Source organism: Pseudoalteromonas aurantia 208 (assembly GCF_014858725.1).
Classification (GTDB): Bacteria; Pseudomonadota; Gammaproteobacteria; order Enterobacterales; family Alteromonadaceae; genus Pseudoalteromonas; species Pseudoalteromonas aurantia.
The window spans coordinates 163,781-186,385 of record NZ_AQGV01000015.1 but is presented as its reverse complement, the minus strand read 5'-3'; the positions used below and the strand labels follow the sequence as shown (position 1 = coordinate 186,385).

Here is a 22,605-nt window from a genome sequence, read left to right as displayed (position 1 = left end):
TTTAATATCAAGACTATAACTTAGCAGGCAGTACTATAAAAAGGTATCGTCAGTGCAAATATTCGCGCGCACCATACAAACGCTGCAGATGATTCCCAGCAATAGAAAGCAACCTCCAGATATAGCCGTAGCGTTTTAAAACCCAGAAAACGCACCAGATATTACAACATTGCAACACTTGATTTTTAAAAACAACATTTATCAAAAATAATTCATTAGATAAAAAATGATCAGACTAAAAAACAAAACACACAAAAACAACAACATAAAAGAACAAAAAACAATTCAAACTAACCATAACCGAAGAATAACAACCCCCTCCACAAAAAACCAAATAAACATTTAATTAACTTAAGTGACTTTTGATAAAATAAAGTGTAGTTTATTTCGGAAATGCCTTTGATTAGAAGTTCAAAAGTAACTTTTATGTATCTAAACTATCGAAATACGACCATTGAAAGGAAGCCTTAACCCACAATGAGCTATATAGCTGATACAAGTGCGCAAGATACAAAAATTGCTACACCTCATTCCATCAAGAAAATAACAGTCATATTGAGTTATGTGGTACTGGTTTTGATATTGAGCTATATATTTATTTTGCCCTCTTTACTTAATTGGAGTACAGGACAAAGCGCTATCAATAAAGAAAAATTGCATCTAGCAACAGTAGAGAAAGGCCTATTTGTTAAAGACTTATCGGTACAAGGTAAAGTTATAGCTGCCAGAAGACCTGTATTATATAGTTCAGCACAAGGAACCGTGACGTACCTCGTTGAACCCGGAGATAGTGTAGCTGCCACGCAAACTATTGCAATCATTGAAAGTCCGCAGTTAAAAAGCGAATACAATCAAGAGGTTGCCAATCTAACAAGGTTAAAGAACCAACTTGAACGTGAAAAAATTCAAGTAAAAAGATCTAATTTAGAGCAAGAAAATCAAATCGGGCATGCGAATGTCTCTCTTAATGCAGCTAGAAGGGAGATGCGTCGTTCTGAAAACGCAATGAAAAATCAAGTCATCAGTGATATTGATTATCAAAAAGCAAAAGACGACTTACAAAATGCCAATAGAGAGTACAAACACGTTATTAAGGAAATTGAACTCATAAAAGAAAGTCAAAAGTTTGAAATCAAAACACGTGAATTGGAATTAAAGTCACAGCAAGTCAAAGTTACTGAGTTAAAAAGACAGGTTGATAGCCTTAAAATAAAATCCCCAGTAAGCGGTTTGGTAGGGAACCTCAACGTACAGCAAAAAAATGCAGTTGCGAAAAATCAATCTCTCTTAAGTATTGTTGACTTATCTCGTTATCAGTTAGAAGTGCAAATTCCTGAAAGTTACGCCGATGATTTAGCTCTGGGTATGGAAGCTGAAATCACACTAAATCAACAAACCTATAAAGGTGAACTTGTTGCGATTTCCCCTGAAATTTTAAAAGGCCGAGTTCAAGGGAAAATTCGCTTTAACGATGAGTCATTGACTGGGTTACGACAAAATCAACGGCTAACCACTCGCGTTATTTTAGAGAAAAAGAACAACATACATTATTTACCTCGCGGCCAGTTCTTGAATACTTACAATGGACAGTTTGCGTATGTAATAGCCAATAACTCGGCCGTTAAAACACCTATAAAAATTGGCTCTAGGAGCCTCGCAAAAGTTGAAGTGATAACGGGGCTTAAAGTGGGAGATACCGTTGTGATATCTGATTCAGAAATATTTAAAGATGCTCCTAGTGTTCGCATTTTACAGTAACAAGGAACTATTAATAATGTTAGTAATGAAGAGCTTAGCTAAAGCGTTTTACACGGATGACATTAAAACGCAAGCACTCCATCCATTTGATCTAACAATTCAGCAAGGTGAATTTGTCAGTATTATCGGACCATCTGGTTCAGGGAAAACAACTTTTTTGAATATTGCGGGTCTCCTAGAAACGCACTCAAGCGGGCTGTATACACTCGATGGAAAAGATGTTGCTGAACTTTCAGATAAACAGAAATCAGCCTATAGAAATGAAAAAATTGGGTTCGTATTTCAAAGTTTTAACCTTATTCCTGAACTCACTCTCTATGATAATGTCGACATGCCATTGCGGTATCGTCGGTTTAACCGGGAGCAAAGGCATCAACGAATTATGCAAGCGCTTGAGCAAATAGGCCTTGCAACCCGAAAAGATCATTACCCAACCCAGTTATCTGGAGGGCAACAGCAGCGTGTAGCTATCGCAAGAGCGATTGCAGGAACACCTACGGTTATTTTCGCTGACGAACCCACTGGAAATTTAGACTCAAAAATGGCGCAAGGAATAATGTCACTGCTAAAGGATATTAATACATCAGGTACTAGTGTCATCATGGTCACGCACGATAATACTCAAGCGACACAAGCAAACCGCGTAATACAAATTAAAGACGGTCAACTATCTGAATACTCGCAATCTCAACAAGCTATTGCATAGGTAAATCATGTACCCATACTACTTTAAACTTGCATTAATCAGCCTAAGAAAAACCCCCATGTTAAGTTTACTCATGGTGATGATGATTGCCATTGGTATTGGTGCAACCATGACAACGTATACCGTCAGTTATATGATGTCAAAAGACCCAATCCCGAATAAGAGCGCACACTTATTTCAAGTTCAACTTGATAGTATGGATGAAATTTACGGTGATGGAAAAACCTTACCTACCATGATTTCATATCAAGATGCGCAAGCATTGCTTGACTCAGATGTACCAAAATACCAAGTTGCGATTGCCGCAATCCAGCAGAGAGTTAGTCATGAAGCGAATAGACACCTGACACCTAAAAGCTTAAAAGTTCGCACGACGACCAGTGATTTTTTCAGTATGTTTGAGACGCCCTTTTTATATGGTTCAGGTTGGAGTAAACAAGATGGCAAAGATGCGGCACAAATTGCAGTTTTATCAAAAGAGACAAATAGTTGGCTTTTTAATGGGGAAAATTCGGTTGGTAAAACATTCAAATTGGGCGCCGACACATACCGAGTTGTGGGGGTTTTGGACTCATGGGATCCTCTTCCAAAGTACTATGCACTTCCTCATACGGCATTTACAAAACCTCACGACTTATTTATTCCTTTCAATACACAGGTAAAAAATGAACTTTTCTCTCAAAAGTTAGTAAGTAATTACTGCTGGAAAAAACCAGATGATGAATCATTCTCCTCTTTATTAACATCTGAATGTATGTGGGTGATTTTTTGGGTCGAACTTCCCAGCAAAAAAATACATCAACAATACCAATCATTTATAGATAACCATGCTTTAGTTCAACAATCTTTGGGTCGTTTTCAAAATCGTATTTACAATAAGCTAGTGCCATTAAAACAATACTTAATCGACGAAGAAGTGGTAAGTGATGATAGTAAAATGGCCGTATGGCTAGCCGCATTGTTTCTTGTAGTGTGTTTGCTCAACTGCATGAGCTTGATGATAGCTAAATTTCACGCCAAAGCTGGGGAGGTTGGTTTACGCCGAGCCATTGGAGCAAGCCAGCAAGACATTATTAAGCAATTTTCTATCGAGCTATCCGTTGTCGGTACTGTTGGAGGGTTATTAGGGTTGTTATTTGCTAAGATTGGGCTCATTAGCGCAGCAAACACCTATTCTTACCTACATTCCGATCTGATGCAAATGAATGCCCCCCTTATTATTGGTACTGTAGTATTGGCCGTTATTTCTAGTTTAACTTTCGGCTTATACCCAATCATTAGAGCTAGTCAAATGCAGCCATCGAGCCAACTTAAAAGTTTATAGGACGAAAGTATATGCGCGACCTAATACCCATACTCAAAACCTTTAAAAAGCAAAAAATGGCCCCTGCATTAATGGCATTTCAAATTGCGGTCACATTTATGGTGCTCGTCAATGCCATTTACATGATTGCGCAACGCAGCGAACTCATTGCACGCCCTATCGGGGCAAATATGGAGAGCACACTCACCATCATTACTAACCTGCCTACTCAGCAAGGCGATTTAACAGCCCAGTTAGAACATGATTTAACTATATTAAAAAGTATTCATGGTGTTATTAATGCGGCTCCAATTACCGGACTCCCCCTGGAAGGTTGGGGTATGTATACAGACTTTAAATTAGAACCAAATGGCGAGGATGTCGCATATGGTGGCTATTTTGGCTCCAATGATCAGCTGATTGATACCTTTGGCTTAACTTTAGTGGCAGGTGAAAACTTTTTGCCCTCTGATATTCAAAAAGTTGAAAATGATGGCGTATTCAAATCATCAAAGCTACTCATAACTCAAGCATTGGCTAAAAAGTTATACCCAGATGATTGGCTAGAGGTACTCGGCAAAAACTTGTATTACCATAATGAACCCCATGAAGTTGTTGGTATTGTGGACACACTCCAAAATGCTTGGAACTTTTGGAGTGCAATAGAATATACGGTTATTTCTGCGGTTCAAGAAGCCAACGATACTCAACGTTATGTTATTCGTGTTGACCCCGCTCAAATAGAAAACGTGATAGCTGTGATACCGGAGAGGTTATTAACACACCCTCAAAAACAAATAGAAAGTATTGAATTATTAACTGACGTAAAAATGCGCAGTTACCGAGAGGATTTAGCTACAAATAAATTACTCACAGCGGTGTGTATCAGCCTTACAATTATTACTGTCTTTGGTATCTTAGGGCAAGCAAAGTTCAGTATCAGTCGTAGAACAAAACAAATAGGGACTCGTAGAGCACTCGGAGCCAGTAAGCATCAAGTCATCAGCTACTTTATGTTGGAAAATGCCATCATATCAGTAATAGGGGTTTTCATTGGCTTTTTGGCAGCCATAATACTAAATAACCAATTTGTAGAACTACTTTCACTCACACCAGTACCGATAAACTTTTTGCTCTTTGGCGCTATTGCTATTGTGTTATTAGGGCAAATAGCTGTTGCTTATCCTGTGAGTCAAGCAGCTAAAGTTTCTCCCGCAATAACAACACGAGGCGCTTAATCTATCTATCATGTTAGGCGCTAGTAGAGCGGCAGTGCGCTCCATTAGGCAATTATGATAAACTGCGTCTGTGTATTTATTTTGAGAAGATTATTGTGTTAAAAATATCAAATGCTGTTGAACTCGCTGCATGGGAAATTGACATGACAGCAATTCGTGCACAAGGTGCAGGTGGCCAAAATGTAAATAAAGTATCGAGCGCCATTCACCTAAAATTTGATATTAAACGCTCCTCACTTCCTGAATTTTATAAATCTCGATTACTGTCACTTAAAGATAGCCGTATCACTAAAGAGGGTGTCATTGTCATTAAGGCACAGAGCCATAGAACGCAGGAAATGAATAAAGAAGAGGCCTTAACGCGCTTAAAAACACTCATATTAGATGCTATAAAAATAGAAAAAACCAGACGAGCAACAAAGCCAACACGAAACTCTCAAAGAAAACGCGTTGACAGTAAAGTAAAACACGGACAAACAAAAAGCTTACGTAAAAAGCTGAAGTATTAGCCTAATTAACCTCAGCTCTGGATGAGCGAATTTGCCAAATAAAGCTATTTCTCTCACTCTCGGCGTTGCTTTCATTTGTAATAGCTCGCTATTACTGCATAAAAGCGCCTTGATATTGAACAAAATATCATCATTGGATTGTATGTAAGTTTGCTTACAAAATTTTTCCTATTCCAAAACCCTTATCCAAACCTGAGGTTAAATACAATGATGAAAATGCAGAGGTAAGTTTTACGCCAGATCTTTTGCTTTAAGGCGGGTAGCATCTTTGGGTAAACCAATTGCAAATAAAGCTCCCCCCAGTTGAGAGCTGCGAATTTCACACTGCCCATGATGCCAGTTTAGTATTTTCTGAACTATCGCAAGCCCCAGACCAACTCCTCCAGAGGCCTTATTTCGACTACTATCAACACGGACAAAAGGTGAAAACACTTTATCCCGATCTTCAGGCTTGATCCCCTGGCCATCATCTTCAATGATCAGTTCTATCTGTTGATTGTTTTCCAACAACGACACGTGGATCTCACGATCTCCATACTTGCATGCATTTAAGAGTAAATTTTGTACAACACGTGCTAGATAATGTTGATTCGCGACAATCATCACATTAGGCATCAATGCAACGTGTAAATCTTTGCAATAAGTACGCTGTAGTTTATCTATTTGAGATTCGATTAAGATTGTTAGGTTAAACTGCTGGTACACTAAAGTTTCTGCTGCAATTTCAAGTCTGGCATAACCTAACATTTCATCAATCAATAATTCCATTTCTTGCACATCTTGAGACATAGCTTGTACTTCTTTAGGGTCTTTTGATGCTAGCATTGCCAAAGCAAATTTCAACCTTGCTAAAGGTGTACGTAATTCATGAGATACCGCGTTAACTAGCTGCTTCTGATCACTCATTAAACTCGCAACTTTATTCGCCATAGCATGAAATTGACTCGTTAAACTAGAAATTGCAGAAAACTTTGATGGACTAATAGAAATATCTAAATGCCCTTGCGCAAGTTGCCCAGTCACACGTTTCAGCTGCATTAAGTCTAACCACAATGGCCTTAGCCATAAAATCAATAACAATGCTAATACTGCAAAAGAGAACAGCTTAAACAAATACTTCTTGGCTAATTGACTCTGTGCAGGCAGAAAAGGTCCCAACTGAGCTAATTGTTCACTATCATCAACAGAGAACGTCAACAGTGCATGCCCATCTTCAGTAAACGTGGTAACAATCCCTCCCGCTTCTAGGGTAGCGCTCTGCTCTGGTAACCAAGCAATATCTCCTACATGGAACGTCTTAACGGGATTAGGTAGCTGCTTAATACTGGAAATACTTGTTTGGAGAGTCTTTGCAACCTCTTTAGCATGGCGTAATTCATCTGGGGCCTGATGGCCCCAGCTTTGCCAAATTACTTCACTGCTTTGATTGATCAATACAATACTAATAAACACAACAAAATATAAACTGATCAATAACCTGATCATATCTCTAATCTACTCCCAGGCTGATTTAGAACATAAATAGCCTTTTCCCCATACAGTTATCAGTCTAAATGGTTGCTCAGGGCTATCCCCTAGCTTTTTCCTAAGACGAGAGATTCTCACGTCCACGCTCCGGTCCAAACCATCATACTCGCGACCAACAACATGTTTGTATATATATTCCCGGCTTTGTGTTTCCCCTGCATTACTTGCCAAAGCCCATAACAAATCAAATTCATAGCTGGTCAACTCAACTTCTTGGTCAGCCAAATACACAGCTCGATCAGCTTTATCAATTCGTAATTGACCAAGCACTAAGCTATCAAGTGCTTCTTTTTTACTAAAGCTCCGGCGTAGCAAAGCATTAAGCCTTGCCAATAACACATACGGTTCAACAGGCTTAATAACATAGTCATCGGCACCAATTTCTAACCCTTTTACTTGGTCAAAATCACTGTCTTTAGCGGTTAGGAATAGCACAGGGCCATTGTAATGGGGCCGAACAGCTCGACAAATACTAAATCCATCTTGATTAGGTAACATGATATCTAATATAACAATATCAGGCTGTTTGGTAATAATGGCTTCAACAGCTTCAGCACCATCATTGACAATCGTTACCTCAAACTCGTTACTTTGTAAAAATTGAGCAGTCAAAGTTGCAAGACGTTCGTCATCTTCGACGAGCATAATATGGGCCATTAAAAGAAACTCCAATCAGTTTTTAATTTTCTACGGTACCGCTTACTTACGGTAGCATGTACATTAACAGTTTGCGTTGCCAACAACCTGCCGTGTAAATCGAATAGACTAAAATTCATACTTTGAGCTAATGTAATCTTCAGTTTTTCTTGCACTGCGCTTTGCTTTTTCCAACATCGTAATTTATTGGTTTCTTGGTACAAACAAGCATCTATTACTTGCGGGTTTTGCCATTGAAGGCTTATCGTCATTTGACAAGGCTCACCTAATTGGTGAACTATGCACGTAACGGGTTTAATATCAAAGGGGACTTGATTAACAAACTCACTCTGCGTAACACCTTGAAAAGATAAAAATAGACTTAGGCTAAATAAACAAGCAGAACTAGAATGCATAGACCCCCCCAATAAAAAAGTAATTTACATCATCTTTTCTAATGAGCGGACTGTCCGTTATACCAGCACCTAAAAACTGTCGTTTAACGCTGGCCTTTAGTTGCCAATCATCTGTGAGTTTATATTGCAATGTCGCGCCCAAGAAGGGGTTTAGTACACTACGACCTTGATAATATAACTGTTCATCTATTTCATCACTACTTCTTAAACCATAATAGTAGTCAACTAATGCATTCTCTTTCCAATGTACGCCTGCGATGAGTCGTACATTTACTGGCAATTTACTTATTGCTCTGAATTCATAATGATAAGTTACTTTTGCATGATGTCCTCGGTACACCCCAGATACATCATGTAGCCACTGCATAGATAATTTACTGCTGTCATTAATATACCAATGCCCTAAAAGCCCGGAATCAATCGCCCACTTTCTATTAGCTATATCATCAACCGTAACTTCTCGTTGCTCAATGGGAGGGGTTACGTCATCTGGTATTTCTAAAGCGCCATCGGGGGAATCAACAATATTACCATCGGTGGCAACGTAAGAGCCTGGCGCAATAATATTGCGTAAATGAAACTGTTCAAAAAATGCTTGCTCTGAATTAGGCTCTACAATGAAGCTCAAATCGAATTTTGGTTTATCCAGTAATGTAAAACCAAGGGTCGTATTTTCTAAGAAAAACCGGTCTCGATAATAGCTAACATAAGGGATAACGAATAAAGGAATATTATCTCCACCCGCTAATGGGTTAGTCAGTTCACCAATGCCAATAGCCACTGAAAACTGCCACTGACTGGTGTTCACACAGTCACTATCACTACTATTACATAGTGAGCTCGACGCAAAAGTAGATGTGGACAACAGCCATGCTATTGCAGCAATAAAATATTTCAATTTGCAATTCCTTATATTACCGCTGCTAATTTAACATTGTATTCGTGATTTACCAGAAAGGGTTACATTAAATAACAAATCATTTGTGAAAGGTAACAGTTATTTCTAACGTATTTCGTAAAGTAAATGCTGAGTTCTTCATTCAAGGAAAAGTACTATGTATTATACACGTTTACTGGGAATTACTGCGCTCACCGTTTTAAGTGGTTGCGGTAATGACACTGATACAATATCCAGTGATCCCCAAAAAATCCAAAAGCTTCCTAACTTTACAGGATTCTCGGTTTCTACAGCCCCGTTAAAAAAAGCCAATACAGCACAATTTACAACCCATATAAAAAATGGGGTTTTCATGCGTTACCACCAACATGATATTACGCCTCCAGTAAATGATAGCAGGGAGACATCGGATCCCAGCACAACATCAAGCGCATTTTCAGGTACAAACCAACAAGAGCAGAACGTCAATGAAGCGGACCGAGTAAAATATGATGGTAATTACTTGTACATTGCAGCAAATCAATATCATAATTTAACGCAACCAAATGAAAGTGAATTACCTCATTATATTCGTATCATGAAACGCAATAATAATGGCCTAATTCAAGCGGTAAAAGATCTACCAACCTCTTCCAATGAGTATGCACAGCAACAATTATTTTTAGAGCAAGATACGCTCGTATCCATCAGTGCGAATAGCGGCTGGTTTTCAATCTTTAGCACCGCAACAATTGAACCCCTCAGCGCTAATTCAACAGCACCAAACTTAAACCATACACAATTTGAATTAAATTTTGCGGATGTCACCACACCAGAACAAGCCGACATATCACACACATATAGTATTGATGGGCAACTCATTGAAAGTCGAGTCATTAACAACCAACTCTATTTAGTAAGCAATTTCAGACCTTCCTTCAGCGGTTTTGATCTGACGAACTCACAGCCTGAAACACAGTTAAAAAACTACCAAACGCTCAACGACACACCTATTACACACTTCATACCGACTATAACCCATAGCCAATCGGGTGACAGCCAGCCGCTGTTTAATGCTGACGAATGCTATTTATCCGATACCGCTTCCGACACCGATGGTTACGATTCAATAATGACCATTACGCGTATATCGTTAGCTGACCCGTCCCAGCAAGTTTCACTTTGCGTAAATACTGAAGTTGAAGGGATTTATGCTTCAGAGACAGCAATCTATACACATAGTACGCACTTCAATGCAGAGGGCCCAAAGTCTGTAATTCACAAATTTACGATTAATGAACAAGCATTTGAGTATTCAGCCACAGGCAAACTATCAGGCCATTTCGGACAAAATATGCGTAACTTACGATTCAGTGAGTATAACAACCAGCTGCGCGTAATGACGAGCGAAGGTAATCAGTTTGATGGGTTTGAGCATAAACTTCGAATACTGCGTCAACAAGGCTCAGAACTTGTGTTGATCTCCGAACTACCAAATCAATCCCACCCAACGCCTATTGGAAAAGTAAATAGTGCAACAGGTATTGTCGACGAAGATATTTATGCAGTTCGCTTTGTTGATGAACAGGCCTATATAGTCACATTTCAACAAACAGATCCTTTATATGTTATTGATTTGAAGAATGCGGAAGCCCCTATGATTAAGGGCGCGCTAGAAATTCCAGGGTACTCTGCATACCTTCATCCTATCGGAGACAGTCTACTACTTGGCATCGGTCAAGAAGTCGCCGATATCACAATACCTGAGCTGCCGAATATAACGCAAGGCGCGAAAGTAAGCTTATTTGACATCAGTGATACCTCTTCTCCCATCTTACTCGATAGTAAGGTATTCCCCGAAGCCTATACTCCTGCAGAACAAGATTACCATTCGCTTAGTTTCGTTAAAACAGCTGCATATCAATACCGGTTTACGATGCCACTTGAGCGATGGATTGAAACAGGTAATACACCTCAAAACTATGACTGGATAAAGCAAAACCAATTAACATTGTTTGAAATAAATAGCCAAACTAAAAAGTTAGCTTACATAGGCAGTAGCCATATAAAATATGAAGTAACTGGCCCACAACAAATTCCATTAATATATGGTAATGAAGACCGGGCAGTACTTCACAACGACGATATTTATTATATTCATGGTAACTATATTTGGCACAGTTTATGGCAAACTCCCTCTGCTAATAATGGCCCGCTATAGTGCTCTATGATTAGGGCCTGCATAACTTGTCGGTATTCGTGTTACCCTACCTAGGTAGGGTAACACGAACAGTAAGCCCTCCCAGCTCGCTATGTTGCGCTTCTATTTCGCCACTATGGCGTTCAATCAAGTCTTTGCAGATAGTCAACCCTAACCCAGTTCCACCTTTGAATAACGTCTTATTACTTTCATTTTGGTATAAGCGCGTAAATATGCATGATAGTTCGTGTTCTGATACACTAGGTGCACTGTCGCTCAAAGATAATACTAACTGCGTTTCGGTATAAGTAGCTTCAAATGTAATACGAATAGGCGGCGTGGTGTATCGTAGGCTATTAGAGAGTAGATTATTAAGCACTTGAGTTAATCTGTCTTGATCTGCGTTTATAAACAAGTTTTTGGGTAATTTTACGACATGACTGAACTCACACTCTCGTAGCTGAGATGACCGTGTACGTGCATCATCCGCCCAAGACGTCAACCAAGGCACGACATCTATCACTTTGATATTTAAGCTCAGTTCAGACAGCTCCGTCATCGCTAATTGATCTATGTCTGCAATAAGCGTACTAATATCGCCTATACGACGATGTAGCAACTCATAGGTCTGTTCCGTATTTTCAACAAGGTTGTACTCGAGTGCTTCTATTTGCATTTTCAGTACACTTAATGGTGTGCGGATTTCATGAGATACCTCCGCCAACAGTTGTTTTTTCCGCGCTAAAAGCGCTTCAGAAAACTCAGCTCTATCGCTTATTCTTTGTTGCTTTTGAATAAACTCAAATCGCAATTTTAATAAACTATAAATAGCGCCAATGACGAATAATAGGCCCAGAGAAAAAGCCCACCAAGTTTGCCACCAGGGTGGCTGAATTACAAAAGAAAAGTACTCATAATCAGCTGTCTTATCTTGCGTTGATATTCTAACTTGAAACTCATAATTACCCGGTGACAATTGTGTAAAGGTCATCTCGTCATCGTAAGAAGGGTCACTCCAATATTCATTACTACCGATTAGACGAGTTTGATACATAATCCTCTCTGGGTTACCCCATTCGCTATGGCTATATTGAAAACGGATTTGAAATGTCGTCGCAGGTAAATCAATTAGAGGGTGTGTTAAATGTTCTATATCCTTAAATTTAGGCCGAGGGCTGCCACTTTGACTCGCACTAACGCGCAATAAATTAACTTGAGAATTCACATTTATTTTTACACTCTCAGGCTTAAAATAAGACACTCCTTTCCCAGCCCCCCAATAGTAACTGCCTTTAAAAAGCAGCGCTGTATTAAGAGTACTATCAACAGCAATGTAACCATTATCATACGTATACTGCTGGGGTTTTGATGAACTATTTGATCCAAACATTGCTTGTGGCTTAAACCTGTTTATGCCCCGCTCAGTGCCAGCCCAGAGCACATCACCTTGCACTAACAACGATAAAATAATGTTATTACTCAACCCATCACTCACACTCACGTGCCTGCTACGCCAACCATTGATGTCTTTTTTAAGTAAAAGAACCCCTCTGCGGGTACCCAGTGCGACAAAATCATCTAACACCTGAGCGATACTATAAGCCCAATTGCTAGGAAGCCCCTGTGCTTCTGTTATGTGAAACAAAGTACCGCGCTCTAAATAATAAATCCCTTGCCCATTTGTGACAAACCACAGCCGCTTGCTGGTATCTTCAAAGATACTGACCACATATGCCATATCTGGTAGAACCAATTTCTCAAAGGCACCTTCACAAGCACGAATAACCCCACTTTGAGCAGCTAAATACATACAACCGTCTTGGCTCGCTATAATTCGGTGCACAATGTCAGCGTCCAACCCCATTTGACGGTCCATCCGCTGATAACCGTTATTTCCAATAACAATAAGTCCTGCACGAGTACCGACCCAAACACTTTCATTTTCACTTATGCTAATCGCATGCACATACTGATCTGAAAAATCATAAATAGAATTAAACCATTGACTATTATCTAAAATTTGAAATCCAGTTCCATATTGCCCAATCCATAATCGCTCATTGATATTCGCGAGGGCGCTGACTCTTTCATTTAATAACCCATTGCGTTTTGTTAGCAATTGAAAACTATGTTCTTTAAGGCGGTTAACTCCACCGCCATACGTTGCAATCCACACATTCCCTTGACTACCCAACATAATATCTCGAATATGGTGATCGTTTAATCCATTAGCGCTATTAAGAGTATGCGCTGAGTTACCCGTAATCCGAATAACGCCTTTGCTGTCATCACCAATCCAGAGTGCTACAGCATTTTGATCGTATGCTAGTGTTTGAATATTCGGCATTAGCAAACCCGATAAAAAAACAATTTGCTTGGAACTCCAATCAACTTGGCAAACACCGGTTCCTTTTACTCCCAACCACACGGTATTTTGAGCGCTCGCCATCGCTAAGATAGGCCCTTGGCATGATGGCTCAGGCAACTCGACTTTATACAGCTTACTTTCTCGATACTGAAACAACCCAATATCAGTCGCGAGCCAAATACTCTGCTCAGGTCCTTTTAATAATTGATTTATTTTTAAAGAGTTACCGATTTTCAAACGAGAAAGGGAACCATGTTTAGCTAGGTATAGTCCCTCATCTGATGCTAAATAAGTGGTATCATCATCAAACAAAATATCATTCACTTTAGGGGTATAAAGTGCACCATCAATCTGTAACGCGGATACCACATTGCCATCAAAAACGTTCACTCCTCGATCTGTTGCTAGCCACAACTCACCATTAACGTGTTTTGCGATATCCCATACCCGATTATTATTCAGACCATCTTGGTCCGTTAAACAGCGTAAGTAATTACCTGTATACTGACATGCTCCTTCTCCATTCGTACCAAGCCAAATCATATCGTCAACATCTTGTTGCACACTATATACGGCGCCAGTAGGCAAGCCTTGCCGTATTGAAAAGTGTCGAATATCCGACTGCACATTCAACGCATATTGCGCAGGCTTGACGGACTTCCAAGATGACTTTACGGGTGACGTAAACGGCTTAAATTGAGACTTAAAAGAGACCCACTCAGAAGATACTATTTCAGGAGATTCAATACGTTGATGAGCCGTAGGTGTAAAGGCAAAAGAAAGGTCTAAGTTGAGCAATTCATTTTTTTTTAAACGAGGCTTACCACTGGGTAACTCCACCTGAAACAAAGGCTGCCAATTTGCTTCTCCTAAGTTAGTCGGTAGAATATGGTCGGTTTTTGCTGGTAACTGATGTTGTGAAAAACAACGCAATGAAACAAGAAAAAAGCAAATAAACACAACAAAATAACGATACAAATAGTTTTCCAAAAAATAAAATGAGCTATGTGCTGTTATAGCTTAATGCATCTGATACGGCAAACTTTTATCACTATACTCTTACCTAAACTCGGATGCATTTAGCGACTTTTTACCAAGTGAATTAGTATTGCTTCATAATCTTTTTTCTTTTCATCATTAAACCCCGATAGCTGCACTATTTTTTTACCCGTTCTATCAAAAATAATACTACTGGGCATACCTTTGAGCTTATTTGCTTTACCTATGCTCATCGAGGGATTAAAAATAACCGGAAAATTAGCCGGAGTTTCCAATAGAAACTTTTTCGCATCCTCTACATCGGTATCCATATTAACAGCAATAATTTGCACATCTTGTGAAAACCGCTTCTGTATACTGCCCATCCACGGAAAAGCATAACGACACGGTACACACCATGAAGCCCAGAAATCCACGTATACAACTTTTCCACTATGTTGACTTAAAAGCTCTTCCAGCTGTTGCTCTGCCGACATTGCCAAAGCAGAGTTACCAATGAAACTAAAGCAAACAAAAACACATAGAATCGCTCTATTTTGCATTATTTTATACCCCTAAGCATTGCCAATTACGCATATCATATAATTTAAGGCTGAATTTGATAACGCTTAAGTTGTTCAATATATTGTTTTGTCACATCATGCTCTTGTTTTGGTAAAAAGTGTAAGTGCGCATTAGTGAATTCATCTTGATTGTACATCTGTAACATTATTGTATTCACTTTCTTAATGAACGTACGGCTCGCTGTCGTATCATTGCACATAATGTGTCCCAAGATGAACCCTGGAGAGTTAGCCATTCGATATGACTGGTACTGTGATTTATCCGTTTTAGCATGCCGATACACCTCTGCAGGGTATGCCAATAAAAAATCTACGCGACGCAAGTGAAACATTCTATACACCGTATCGTAATGATTACTGCCTTCTCGAATCACTTTATTTGCGCTGCTTACTTGCGCCAATTGCTTATCTAAAAATGGGCCATAAGAAAATGCCCCAGCAAGCACAATTAATTTATGTCTATGGGCATGAAATAGTTTAGGCAAAGAGATTACATTTCCTTGCTCATCAAGCAATGAAGGCGCCAATGGCTCTGCATCTAATTGTAAATATAGCCGTCGGCTTAGATACAGATTAATTGGCAGGCTAAATAAAAATGCAGCTTCTCTTTCTTGCGTTTTTACTTTATTAACAACACAAATAGGTTCAGGCTGCTGACTCATAATCCTCAAAGCACGCTTATAACTCGATGGCACAAATTCAATATCCACTCCATCAATCATGTTAAATAGCATATTGTTTGTCGCGCCGGCAATATTTGAAGGTGCAACTTGTCCAGTAAACACCAAGAGATCTTTTTCATCATCTATATAGATACGTAATGACTCAGCAATACTTATATTGCTAAACGCAATAAAAGAAAATAGCACAGCTCTATATCTGACCCATTGTCTAAATGATTGCATAATGCTCCAAATGAACAGGTGGTAGGCTCATCACCTTGGAAAACAAAAATTACGAGCTCACTTCATTGTATACTACCTGTTTAAAAAAGTGATCAAAGGCAATATTAATAGAGACGCGTAAGTGTGGATTAAAATAGTAATATACGCATTATATTCTGAATTTTTAACCTTAATATTTTGTCCTGCGCAGATGGCTTACTCGCAACGAACAAGCAAACTATCTACGCAAAATAGGTGGTTACTTTCCTGTATGCTTATCAAACCACCACTGAATATAAGCAACTTTGTTCATTAAATTCGATGGACGCGCCGTTATGCCATGTGATGCATCAGGAATACGCACCATCGCCGTTTCAACACCCTGTAACTTAAGCGCTTGATAATACTGCTCAGTTTCAGATATTGGTGTGCGATAATCAGCTTCACCAGTTAATAACATGGTCGGAGTCGTCACATTACCTACATAACTAATTGGTGAGTATTTCATGTAGTGCTCCATATGATCCCAGGGTTTACCGGGAAACCAATAGCCCGCAAAAAATGGATAGTAGTCAGCCGTTAATACAAAGCTAAACCAATTAATTACCGGCTTAGCAACAACCGCAGCTGCAAAGCGATTCGTATGACCAACAATCCACGCGGTTAATACACCACCACCCGAACCACCCGTAACATATAAACGCTTATCATCAATAAAGCCCTTATCAATCAACGAGTCGACTCCAGTCATTAAATCATCAAAGTCATTACTTGGATAATTATGATGAATTTTTTGCGCGAATTCTTTTCCATATGAATCACTTCCTCTTGGATTCATATATAAAACGACATTACCTTTCGCTGCAAACAGCTGAGCTTCAGCGCTAAAATGAGGCCCATAATTTGCAACTGGTCCACCATGTATTTCCAGTACTAAAGGATACTTCTTCGATTTATCAAAACCTGGAGGGTATACAACCCACCCCTGAATATCCAACTGATCATATTTAGATTTAACCCAAATTTCTTCAACTTTGCCTAGCGTTTTACTTGCAAGCGCATCACTATTTAAGTCTGTCAATTGCGTTGTTTTGTCACGCTTAACTAACGCAACGTCAGCTGGTTTATTTGGATCTGCAAGTGTAAAGGCAATATCACCTCGAGCACTAACATCATAACTGCCGCCAGAATAAGGTCGACCAAATGCGACACTCCCAACTTCATCAGTAAGCACTTTCGCTTTTCCTTTTAGGGGCTGGTGCGCTACCGTTGTTTTCCCTTCAGAGTCATAGCTATAATAAAGCCCTCTGCTTTTGTTATCCCATTGAATGTCTTTTACATTTCGGTCTAGTGCTGCGGTGATAACGTTTGTCTCACCAGTTTTAAAATTAAGCACATAAATATCTGAATTTTCATAATTCATTAGCTTATCATCATAACCTATATAGGCTAAAAGCCGACCATTAGGTGAAACTTGTGGAAAGCTGTCGGGTCCAACTCGCTCAGTTACAGAAGAGATTACTCTAGTATGCATATTTAGTGCATACACCTCGCTATTATTCGGTTTTAAAGCATGATTTTTATGCCGATTAGCACTAAAATAGAGTACCTTACCGTCTTTATCAAAACTGACAGTACCCCTATGATTAAAATTACCTGACGTTAACTGCTGAGCGTTACCACCATTTGCATCTATTTTAAATAAGTGAGAAAAGCCTGGCTTAGAATAACCTGCACCATCCGAACGATAATAGACATCATCTATAAAAACGGGGGGTTTAGCCCAGTTAGCGCCTTTAGGCTTGCCTGGTAGGTTAATAGGTGAACGAGCCTTTGCTGGTACAAACTGAGAAAAGACAAGATGCTTGCTATCTGGTGTCCAAGTGATCCCACTTGGAGATTGTGTTAAGTTACTCACTTTGGCTACTGCGCCAGAGTTTAACCATTTCATATAAATTTGACTGCTACCATCTCTGGTGGAAATAAAGGCAAGCCGCTTTCCATCCGGAGACAATTGTGGAGCATAATCGATATGAATACCCGAGGTCACAGGTTCTAACTGATTAGTGTCAACATCGATTGACCAAATATTTCCCACCTTTTTGTCAGTCTTTATATCCATGCGATTTCTAACAAAATAAACGACTTTACCGTCTTCACTAAACTCAACCTGATTTGCGTACTCTAGGTCAAACACATCATCAAGCTCCAGTGGTGAAGCTTCACAAAAGGCTGAACTTACAAAAAAACTGAGCCCAATCGTTATCAGTGATAACTTCATACAAACTCCTTTAAGGGACATTAATTTGTGATCATAAAAGCTCATATGGTAAGACGAGTCAACTGTTTATGCTTAAGCTCTCTGGATATTCAGTTATGTTATTTACAAAATGAAAATATCGCGATTTCAAAATGACCTATCCGTTTCATTTCTTTGTAACTGGTTCGAGCCTTTAGAGGCGCATAACTATTATTGAATACTGAGATCATTGTGAGTGTAAAGGGGGCTTACACTCATCAAAAGGGCTTCTAAAATCGTATTTTATTGGAAAGCTTTATGTTTCAAACGATAAGAGTGCAATAAAGGTTCCGTGTAGCCATTAGGCTGATTCTTACCTTCAAAAACGAGAGATAAAGCGGCCTGATAAGCCAAATTATCATTTAACTTAACTTCATTGTCAGCCATGCAAATATAACTCGCATCATGATGATTTTGTCCATCAACAACCTTAGCCATTTTTGCAAACGTGCTTTTTACTTGTTGCGGTGAACATATTCCATGCACCAACCAGTTTGCAATATGTTGGCTTGAAATGCGCAAAGTAGCCCTATCCTCCATTAAACCAATATGATTTATATCTGGCACCTTAGAGCAGCCAATACCCTGATCAATCCAACGTACCACATAACCAAGGATCCCTTGTACATTATTATCTAATTCGGCCTGAATGTCCTCTTTCGTTAACACTAACTCACCTAACAATGGAGGGGTCAATAAGTCAGTCAAAGCAGCCTCTTCATATTGACCTATTGCTGCCTGTACTTGAAAAACATCGATAGTATGATAATGCATGGCATGTAACGTTGCAGCCGTAGGGGAGGGGACCCAAGCCGTACTAGCACCAGACTCTGGATGAGCTAACTTTTGCTTCATCATCAATGCCATTAAATCTGGCATTGGCCACATCCCTTTTCCTATTTGTGCTTTGCCGCTAAACCCACAGGCCAACCCGACTTCAACATTCCCCTTTTCGTACGCTGAAATCCACGGTTGCGACTTGATACGAGACTTAGGCAGCATAGGCCCCGCCAACATCGAAGTATGTATTTCATCGCCTGTTCTATCCAAAAAACCTGTGTTAATGAATACAACTCGAGACTTAGCCTGCTCAATACATGCTTTCAAGTTAACCGATGTTCGCCGCTCTTCATCCATTATCCCCATTTTTATGGTGTTGTTAGGTAAGTATAATAAACCTTCAACCGCCGAGAATAGTCTAGAAGTAAAAGCAACCTCTTCTGGTCCGTGCATTTTTGGCTTAACTATATTGATACTTTTAGAAATTGAGTTCCGATATTCTGAATTGCCTTTTAAATCATGTAATGCACACAGTGACGTTATGACCGCATCTAAAATGCCTTCAAAAACTTGTTCACCATTTTGGTCTAAAATAGCAGGGGTTGTCATTAAATGACCGACATTGCGAACAAACATCATACTCCGACCTTTTAATTTAAGTATCTTCCCTGAAGCCATTACAAAATGCTTATCTTTATTTAAAACGCGTGTAATTACAGTATCTTCTTTTTTAAATTCTTCTTTCAATGTGCCAGTCATTAAGCCTAACCAATTTGTGTAAACACCGACTTTATCTTGTGCATCAACGGCAGCTACGGAATCTTCACAGTCCATAATGGTCGTCAAGGCTGACTCTAAAATAAGATCGCTGATCCCTGCTTTATCGGATTGACCTATTGGGTGATGCGGATCTATTTGGATCTCAACATGCAGACCATTGCGCTTTAATAATAATGAGGAAGGGTTTTGCGCTTCACCTTGATAACCTACAAATTGCTGGGGATCTAATAGGCTAACTTGTTTACTATCATTAAGCGTGACCACCAATTGCCCATTTAGCACCGCATAATGTGTACTTTCAATATGCGAGCCATTTCTCAAAGGAAAAGTGTTATCAAGGAATTGGCGAGCGTAGGCCATCACTTTAAAACCGCGTACAGGGTTGTATTCCTGTGTTTTTTCGGCACCTTCTTCTTGTGGTAATACATCGGTTCCATAAAGAGCATCATAAAGAGAACCCCACCTTGCGTTCGCTGCATTTAGCGCAAACCGAGCATTACTCACGGGTACTACAAGCTGTGGACCTGCGATTGATGCTATCTCTGGGTCAACAGAGTCAGTATCAATGCTAACTCGTTCTGGAGAAGGCACCAAATAGCCTATATCCACTAAAAATGTCCGATATTTATCACCATTCCATACGGGGTTACTCTTATGATATTCATCAATTTGAGACTGTAGTTTATCGCGTTTAAACAATAACTGCTTATTGATTGGTGAGAGGGTCTCAATAAGCTTTGCAAAGCCACTCCAAAAGGTTTCTTGTTCGATATCAGTGCCGGGCAATGCTTGCATATTTACAAAATCGAAAAGTTGTCGGTCGATGGTTAAACCTGATTGTTGAGTCGTCATGCTCATATCTAAATCCTAACTATGCTGAACGGGTCCTCAATAACCATATCTCAAATACACTCAAATTAAACTGCAAATGACATTCATGAAATGTATGTTGGTAATAACAACTATAAATTTAAAAAATTTTAAATTCAGGCCTAATGTTTAATTAAGCGCGGGGTCAGACCACTCAACGCACTCTCACAATCAAATATCGTAAAATTAACCGTTCGAAGGACAACTAGTCATGACAAACTATCAATCTAAAATAGACCACTACACAACTTTATGTCAGAACAAGAACACTTCATGGCAGTCAATTAACCCTGAGTTTGCAAGTCGAATGAATTTACAAAACAGATTCAAAACAGGATTAGACATAGCAAAATATACAGCAAACATTATGCGTGAAGATATGGCGGCTTATGACGCAGACAATAGCCAATACACGCAATCATTGGGCTGCTGGCATGGTTTCACTGCTCAGCAAATGATGATGGCAGTAAAAAGGCATCAAAAAACCACAAAACGCTCATATGTATACTTAAGTGGCTGGATGGTAGCAGCACTTCGCTCTGAATTTGGCCCATTACCAGATCAAAGTATGCATGAAAAAACGTCGGTACCAGCATTAATCGAAGAGATTTACACCTTTTTAAAACAGGCAGATGCTAGAGAACTTGACCACCTCTATAAAGCTCTGGATGAAGCAAAATCTCGAGGACAAGCGACACAAGAAATTACGGCCAAAATTAATAACTTTGAAACCCACGTGGTTCCGATCATAGCCGATATTGATGCAGGGTTTGGTAACGAAGAAGCCACTTACTTACTCGCAAAAAAAATGATCGAAGCCGGGGCATGCGCTATTCAAATAGAAAATCAAGTTTCAGATGCGAAACAATGTGGGCATCAAGCCGGTAAAGTAACCGTTCCACATGAAGACTTTCTTGCGAAGATCAATGCCGTTCGATATGCCTTCTTAGAACTTGGAGTGGAAGACGGTGTCATTGTAGCGAGAACCGATTCACTTGGTGCAAGCTTAACTCAGAAAATCCCTGTGTCTCAGTCTCCAGGAGACCTAGCAAGTCAATATACCGCTTTTCTTGATACCACAGAGATACATAACGTAAACGACCTCACAGATGGGGAAATGGCCATTAAGCTCAATGGTAAACTGTGTAAACCCGTCAGATTAGATAATGGACTATACCAATTTAAAGAAGGCACAGAAAAAGCTCGGGTGATTTTAGATTGTGTTACCAGTTTACAATCAGGTGCGGATCTACTTTGGATAGAAACAGAGCAGCCCAACGTAAATCAAATCGCTGAGCTCGTTAATAGCATTAAAGAACAAGTGCCAAATGCGAAGCTTGTTTATAATAACTCCCCTTCGTTTAATTGGACGTTGAAGTTTCGAGAACAAGTCTACTCTCAATGGGAAACACAAGGAAAAGACTTAAGTCGTTACCCAAATCCAAACGTTAATGCTAAAGCCCTCATGGCTCCTGAACTAGATAATACAGAATTAGCACGAGAAGCAGATAAATTAGTACAAAACTTCCAGCAAGATGGTGCCAGAGAAGCCGGAATATTTCATCACTTAATTACTTTACCCACATACCATACAGCTGCACTAAGTACCGATATTTTAGCTGAAGGGTATTTTGGTGAACTTGGGATGCTCGCTTATGTCAGGGATGTTCAGCGTCAAGAAATTAGGAGGGAGCAAGCATCAGTTAAACATCAAGACCTTGCTGGCTCAAATATAGGTGACACACATAAAGAGTACTTTTCTGGTGAAAATGCCTTAAAAGCAGGTGGAACTGCAAATACGATGAACCAGTTCTAACTATATAAATTAACCTTTGAGGGGCCTATGGCCCTTCTTCATATATCCAGCTTTGGATCATATTTTTACTATCTTC

Annotated in this window: 16 protein-coding genes; 7 read left to right on the top strand and 9 right to left on the bottom strand. The window is 39.5% G+C overall.

Annotation, left to right across the window (positions count from 1 at the left end; genetic code table 11):
* Positions 1–477 precede the first annotated feature (477 nt).
* From PAUR_RS19270 to arfB, 5 genes are all read left to right on the top strand, one after another.
* Positions 478–1,758 carry an efflux RND transporter periplasmic adaptor subunit gene (locus PAUR_RS19270; RefSeq protein ID WP_192509355.1) on the top strand — a complete coding sequence of 427 codons (1,281 nt, stop codon included), beginning with the start codon at positions 478–480 and terminating at the stop codon, positions 1,756–1,758.
* Between the two features lie 16 nt (positions 1,759–1,774).
* The gene (locus PAUR_RS19265; RefSeq protein WP_192509354.1) at positions 1,775–2,464 is read left to right on the top strand and encodes an ABC transporter ATP-binding protein; all 690 of its coding nucleotides are present in this window, start codon (positions 1,775–1,777) and stop codon (positions 2,462–2,464) included.
* A 58-nt stretch (positions 2,465–2,522) separates the two neighbouring features.
* Entirely contained in the window at positions 2,523–3,788 is a 1,266-nt protein-coding gene (locus PAUR_RS19260; RefSeq protein ID WP_225738518.1) for an ABC transporter permease, read from the top strand.
* 11 nt (positions 3,789–3,799) lie between these two features.
* Positions 3,800–5,005, top strand: a complete 1,206-nt coding sequence (locus tag PAUR_RS19255; protein ID WP_192509352.1) for an ABC transporter permease — start codon at positions 3,800–3,802, stop codon at positions 5,003–5,005.
* Positions 5,006–5,100: 95 nt separating this feature from the next.
* Entirely contained in the window at positions 5,101–5,514 is a 414-nt protein-coding gene (gene arfB, locus PAUR_RS19250; RefSeq protein WP_192509351.1) for an alternative ribosome rescue aminoacyl-tRNA hydrolase ArfB, read from the top strand.
* Positions 5,515–5,745: 231 nt separating this feature from the next.
* Here the strand turns inward: arfB and PAUR_RS19245 are convergent, their stop codons facing one another.
* The 4 genes from PAUR_RS19245 to PAUR_RS19230 are packed head-to-tail and all read right to left on the bottom strand — an operon-like array spanning position 5,746 to position 8,991.
* Complete coding sequence (locus PAUR_RS19245; protein WP_192509350.1) at positions 5,746–6,999, bottom strand: ATP-binding protein; 1,254 nt, start codon at positions 6,997–6,999, stop codon at positions 5,746–5,748.
* A 9-nt stretch (positions 7,000–7,008) separates the two neighbouring features.
* On the bottom strand, positions 7,009–7,698 hold the full coding sequence (locus PAUR_RS19240; protein ID WP_192509349.1) for a response regulator: 690 nt from the start codon (positions 7,696–7,698) through the stop codon (positions 7,009–7,011).
* Positions 7,698–8,093 (bottom strand): DUF3019 domain-containing protein, encoded by a 396-nt coding sequence (locus PAUR_RS19235; RefSeq protein WP_192509348.1) that lies wholly within the window; start codon positions 8,091–8,093, stop codon positions 7,698–7,700. Before PAUR_RS19235 ends, PAUR_RS19240 begins: the two co-directional genes overlap by 1 nt.
* Entirely contained in the window at positions 8,083–8,991 is a 909-nt protein-coding gene (locus PAUR_RS19230; RefSeq protein WP_192509347.1) for a MipA/OmpV family protein, read from the bottom strand. The genes PAUR_RS19235 and PAUR_RS19230 overlap by 11 nt, the downstream gene beginning before the upstream one ends.
* A 157-nt stretch (positions 8,992–9,148) precedes the next feature.
* Between PAUR_RS19230 and PAUR_RS19225 the strand changes: the two genes are divergently transcribed.
* A complete protein-coding gene (locus PAUR_RS19225; protein WP_192509346.1) occupies positions 9,149–11,191 on the top strand; it encodes a beta-propeller domain-containing protein in 2,043 nt (680 codons plus the stop codon).
* Positions 11,192–11,237: 46 nt separating this feature from the next.
* Here PAUR_RS19225 and PAUR_RS19220 read toward each other — a convergent pair whose 3' ends face one another.
* The 5 genes from PAUR_RS19220 to PAUR_RS19200 form a co-directional block, all read right to left on the bottom strand.
* Entirely contained in the window at positions 11,238–14,516 is a 3,279-nt protein-coding gene (locus PAUR_RS19220; protein ID WP_192509345.1) for an ATP-binding protein, read from the bottom strand.
* Positions 14,517–14,617: 101 nt separating this feature from the next.
* Entirely contained in the window at positions 14,618–15,079 is a 462-nt protein-coding gene (locus tag PAUR_RS19215; protein ID WP_192509344.1) for a TlpA family protein disulfide reductase, read from the bottom strand.
* A gap of 44 nt (positions 15,080–15,123) precedes the next feature.
* Positions 15,124–16,005: a hypothetical protein gene (locus tag PAUR_RS19210; protein ID WP_192509343.1), complete on the bottom strand. Its 882-nt coding sequence runs from the start codon at positions 16,003–16,005 to the stop codon at positions 15,124–15,126.
* Positions 16,006–16,243: 238 nt separating this feature from the next.
* A complete protein-coding gene (locus tag PAUR_RS19205) occupies positions 16,244–18,265 on the bottom strand; it encodes a S9 family peptidase (protein ID WP_192509342.1) in 2,022 nt (673 codons plus the stop codon).
* Positions 18,266–18,526: 261 nt separating this feature from the next.
* Positions 18,527–20,701, bottom strand: a complete 2,175-nt coding sequence (locus tag PAUR_RS19200) for a malate synthase G (RefSeq protein WP_192509341.1) — start codon at positions 20,699–20,701, stop codon at positions 18,527–18,529.
* A 223-nt stretch (positions 20,702–20,924) separates the two neighbouring features.
* Here PAUR_RS19200 and PAUR_RS19195 point away from each other — a divergent pair, with 223 nt between their 5' ends.
* Complete coding sequence (locus PAUR_RS19195; protein WP_192509340.1) at positions 20,925–22,529, top strand: isocitrate lyase; 1,605 nt, start codon at positions 20,925–20,927, stop codon at positions 22,527–22,529.
* Positions 22,530–22,605: the final 76 nt, after the last annotated feature.

What these genes read in the sequence shown, in the direction of transcription:
- PAUR_RS19270 (WP_192509355.1), top strand. Translation starts at nt 478, where the DNA reads ATGAGCTATATAGCTGATACAAGTGCGCAAGATACAAAAATTGCTACA.
- PAUR_RS19265 (WP_192509354.1), top strand. Translation starts at nt 1,775, where the DNA reads ATGTTAGTAATGAAGAGCTTAGCTAAAGCGTTTTACACGGATGACATT.
- PAUR_RS19260 (WP_225738518.1), top strand. Translation starts at nt 2,523, where the DNA reads ATGTTAAGTTTACTCATGGTGATGATGATTGCCATTGGTATTGGTGCA.
- PAUR_RS19255 (WP_192509352.1), top strand. Translation starts at nt 3,800, where the DNA reads ATGCGCGACCTAATACCCATACTCAAAACCTTTAAAAAGCAAAAAATG.
- PAUR_RS19245 (WP_192509350.1), bottom strand. Translation starts at nt 6,999, where the DNA reads ATGATCAGGTTATTGATCAGTTTATATTTTGTTGTGTTTATTAGTATT.
- PAUR_RS19240 (WP_192509349.1), bottom strand. Translation starts at nt 7,698, where the DNA reads ATGGCCCATATTATGCTCGTCGAAGATGACGAACGTCTTGCAACTTTG.
- PAUR_RS19235 (WP_192509348.1), bottom strand. Translation starts at nt 8,093, where the DNA reads ATGCATTCTAGTTCTGCTTGTTTATTTAGCCTAAGTCTATTTTTATCT.
- PAUR_RS19225 (WP_192509346.1), top strand. Translation starts at nt 9,149, where the DNA reads ATGTATTATACACGTTTACTGGGAATTACTGCGCTCACCGTTTTAAGT.
- PAUR_RS19215 (WP_192509344.1), bottom strand. Translation starts at nt 15,079, where the DNA reads ATGCAAAATAGAGCGATTCTATGTGTTTTTGTTTGCTTTAGTTTCATT.
- PAUR_RS19210 (WP_192509343.1), bottom strand. Translation starts at nt 16,005, where the DNA reads ATGCAATCATTTAGACAATGGGTCAGATATAGAGCTGTGCTATTTTCT.
- PAUR_RS19205 (WP_192509342.1), bottom strand. Translation starts at nt 18,265, where the DNA reads ATGAAGTTATCACTGATAACGATTGGGCTCAGTTTTTTTGTAAGTTCA.
- PAUR_RS19200 (WP_192509341.1), bottom strand. Translation starts at nt 20,701, where the DNA reads ATGAGCATGACGACTCAACAATCAGGTTTAACCATCGACCGACAACTT.
- PAUR_RS19195 (WP_192509340.1), top strand. Translation starts at nt 20,925, where the DNA reads ATGACAAACTATCAATCTAAAATAGACCACTACACAACTTTATGTCAG.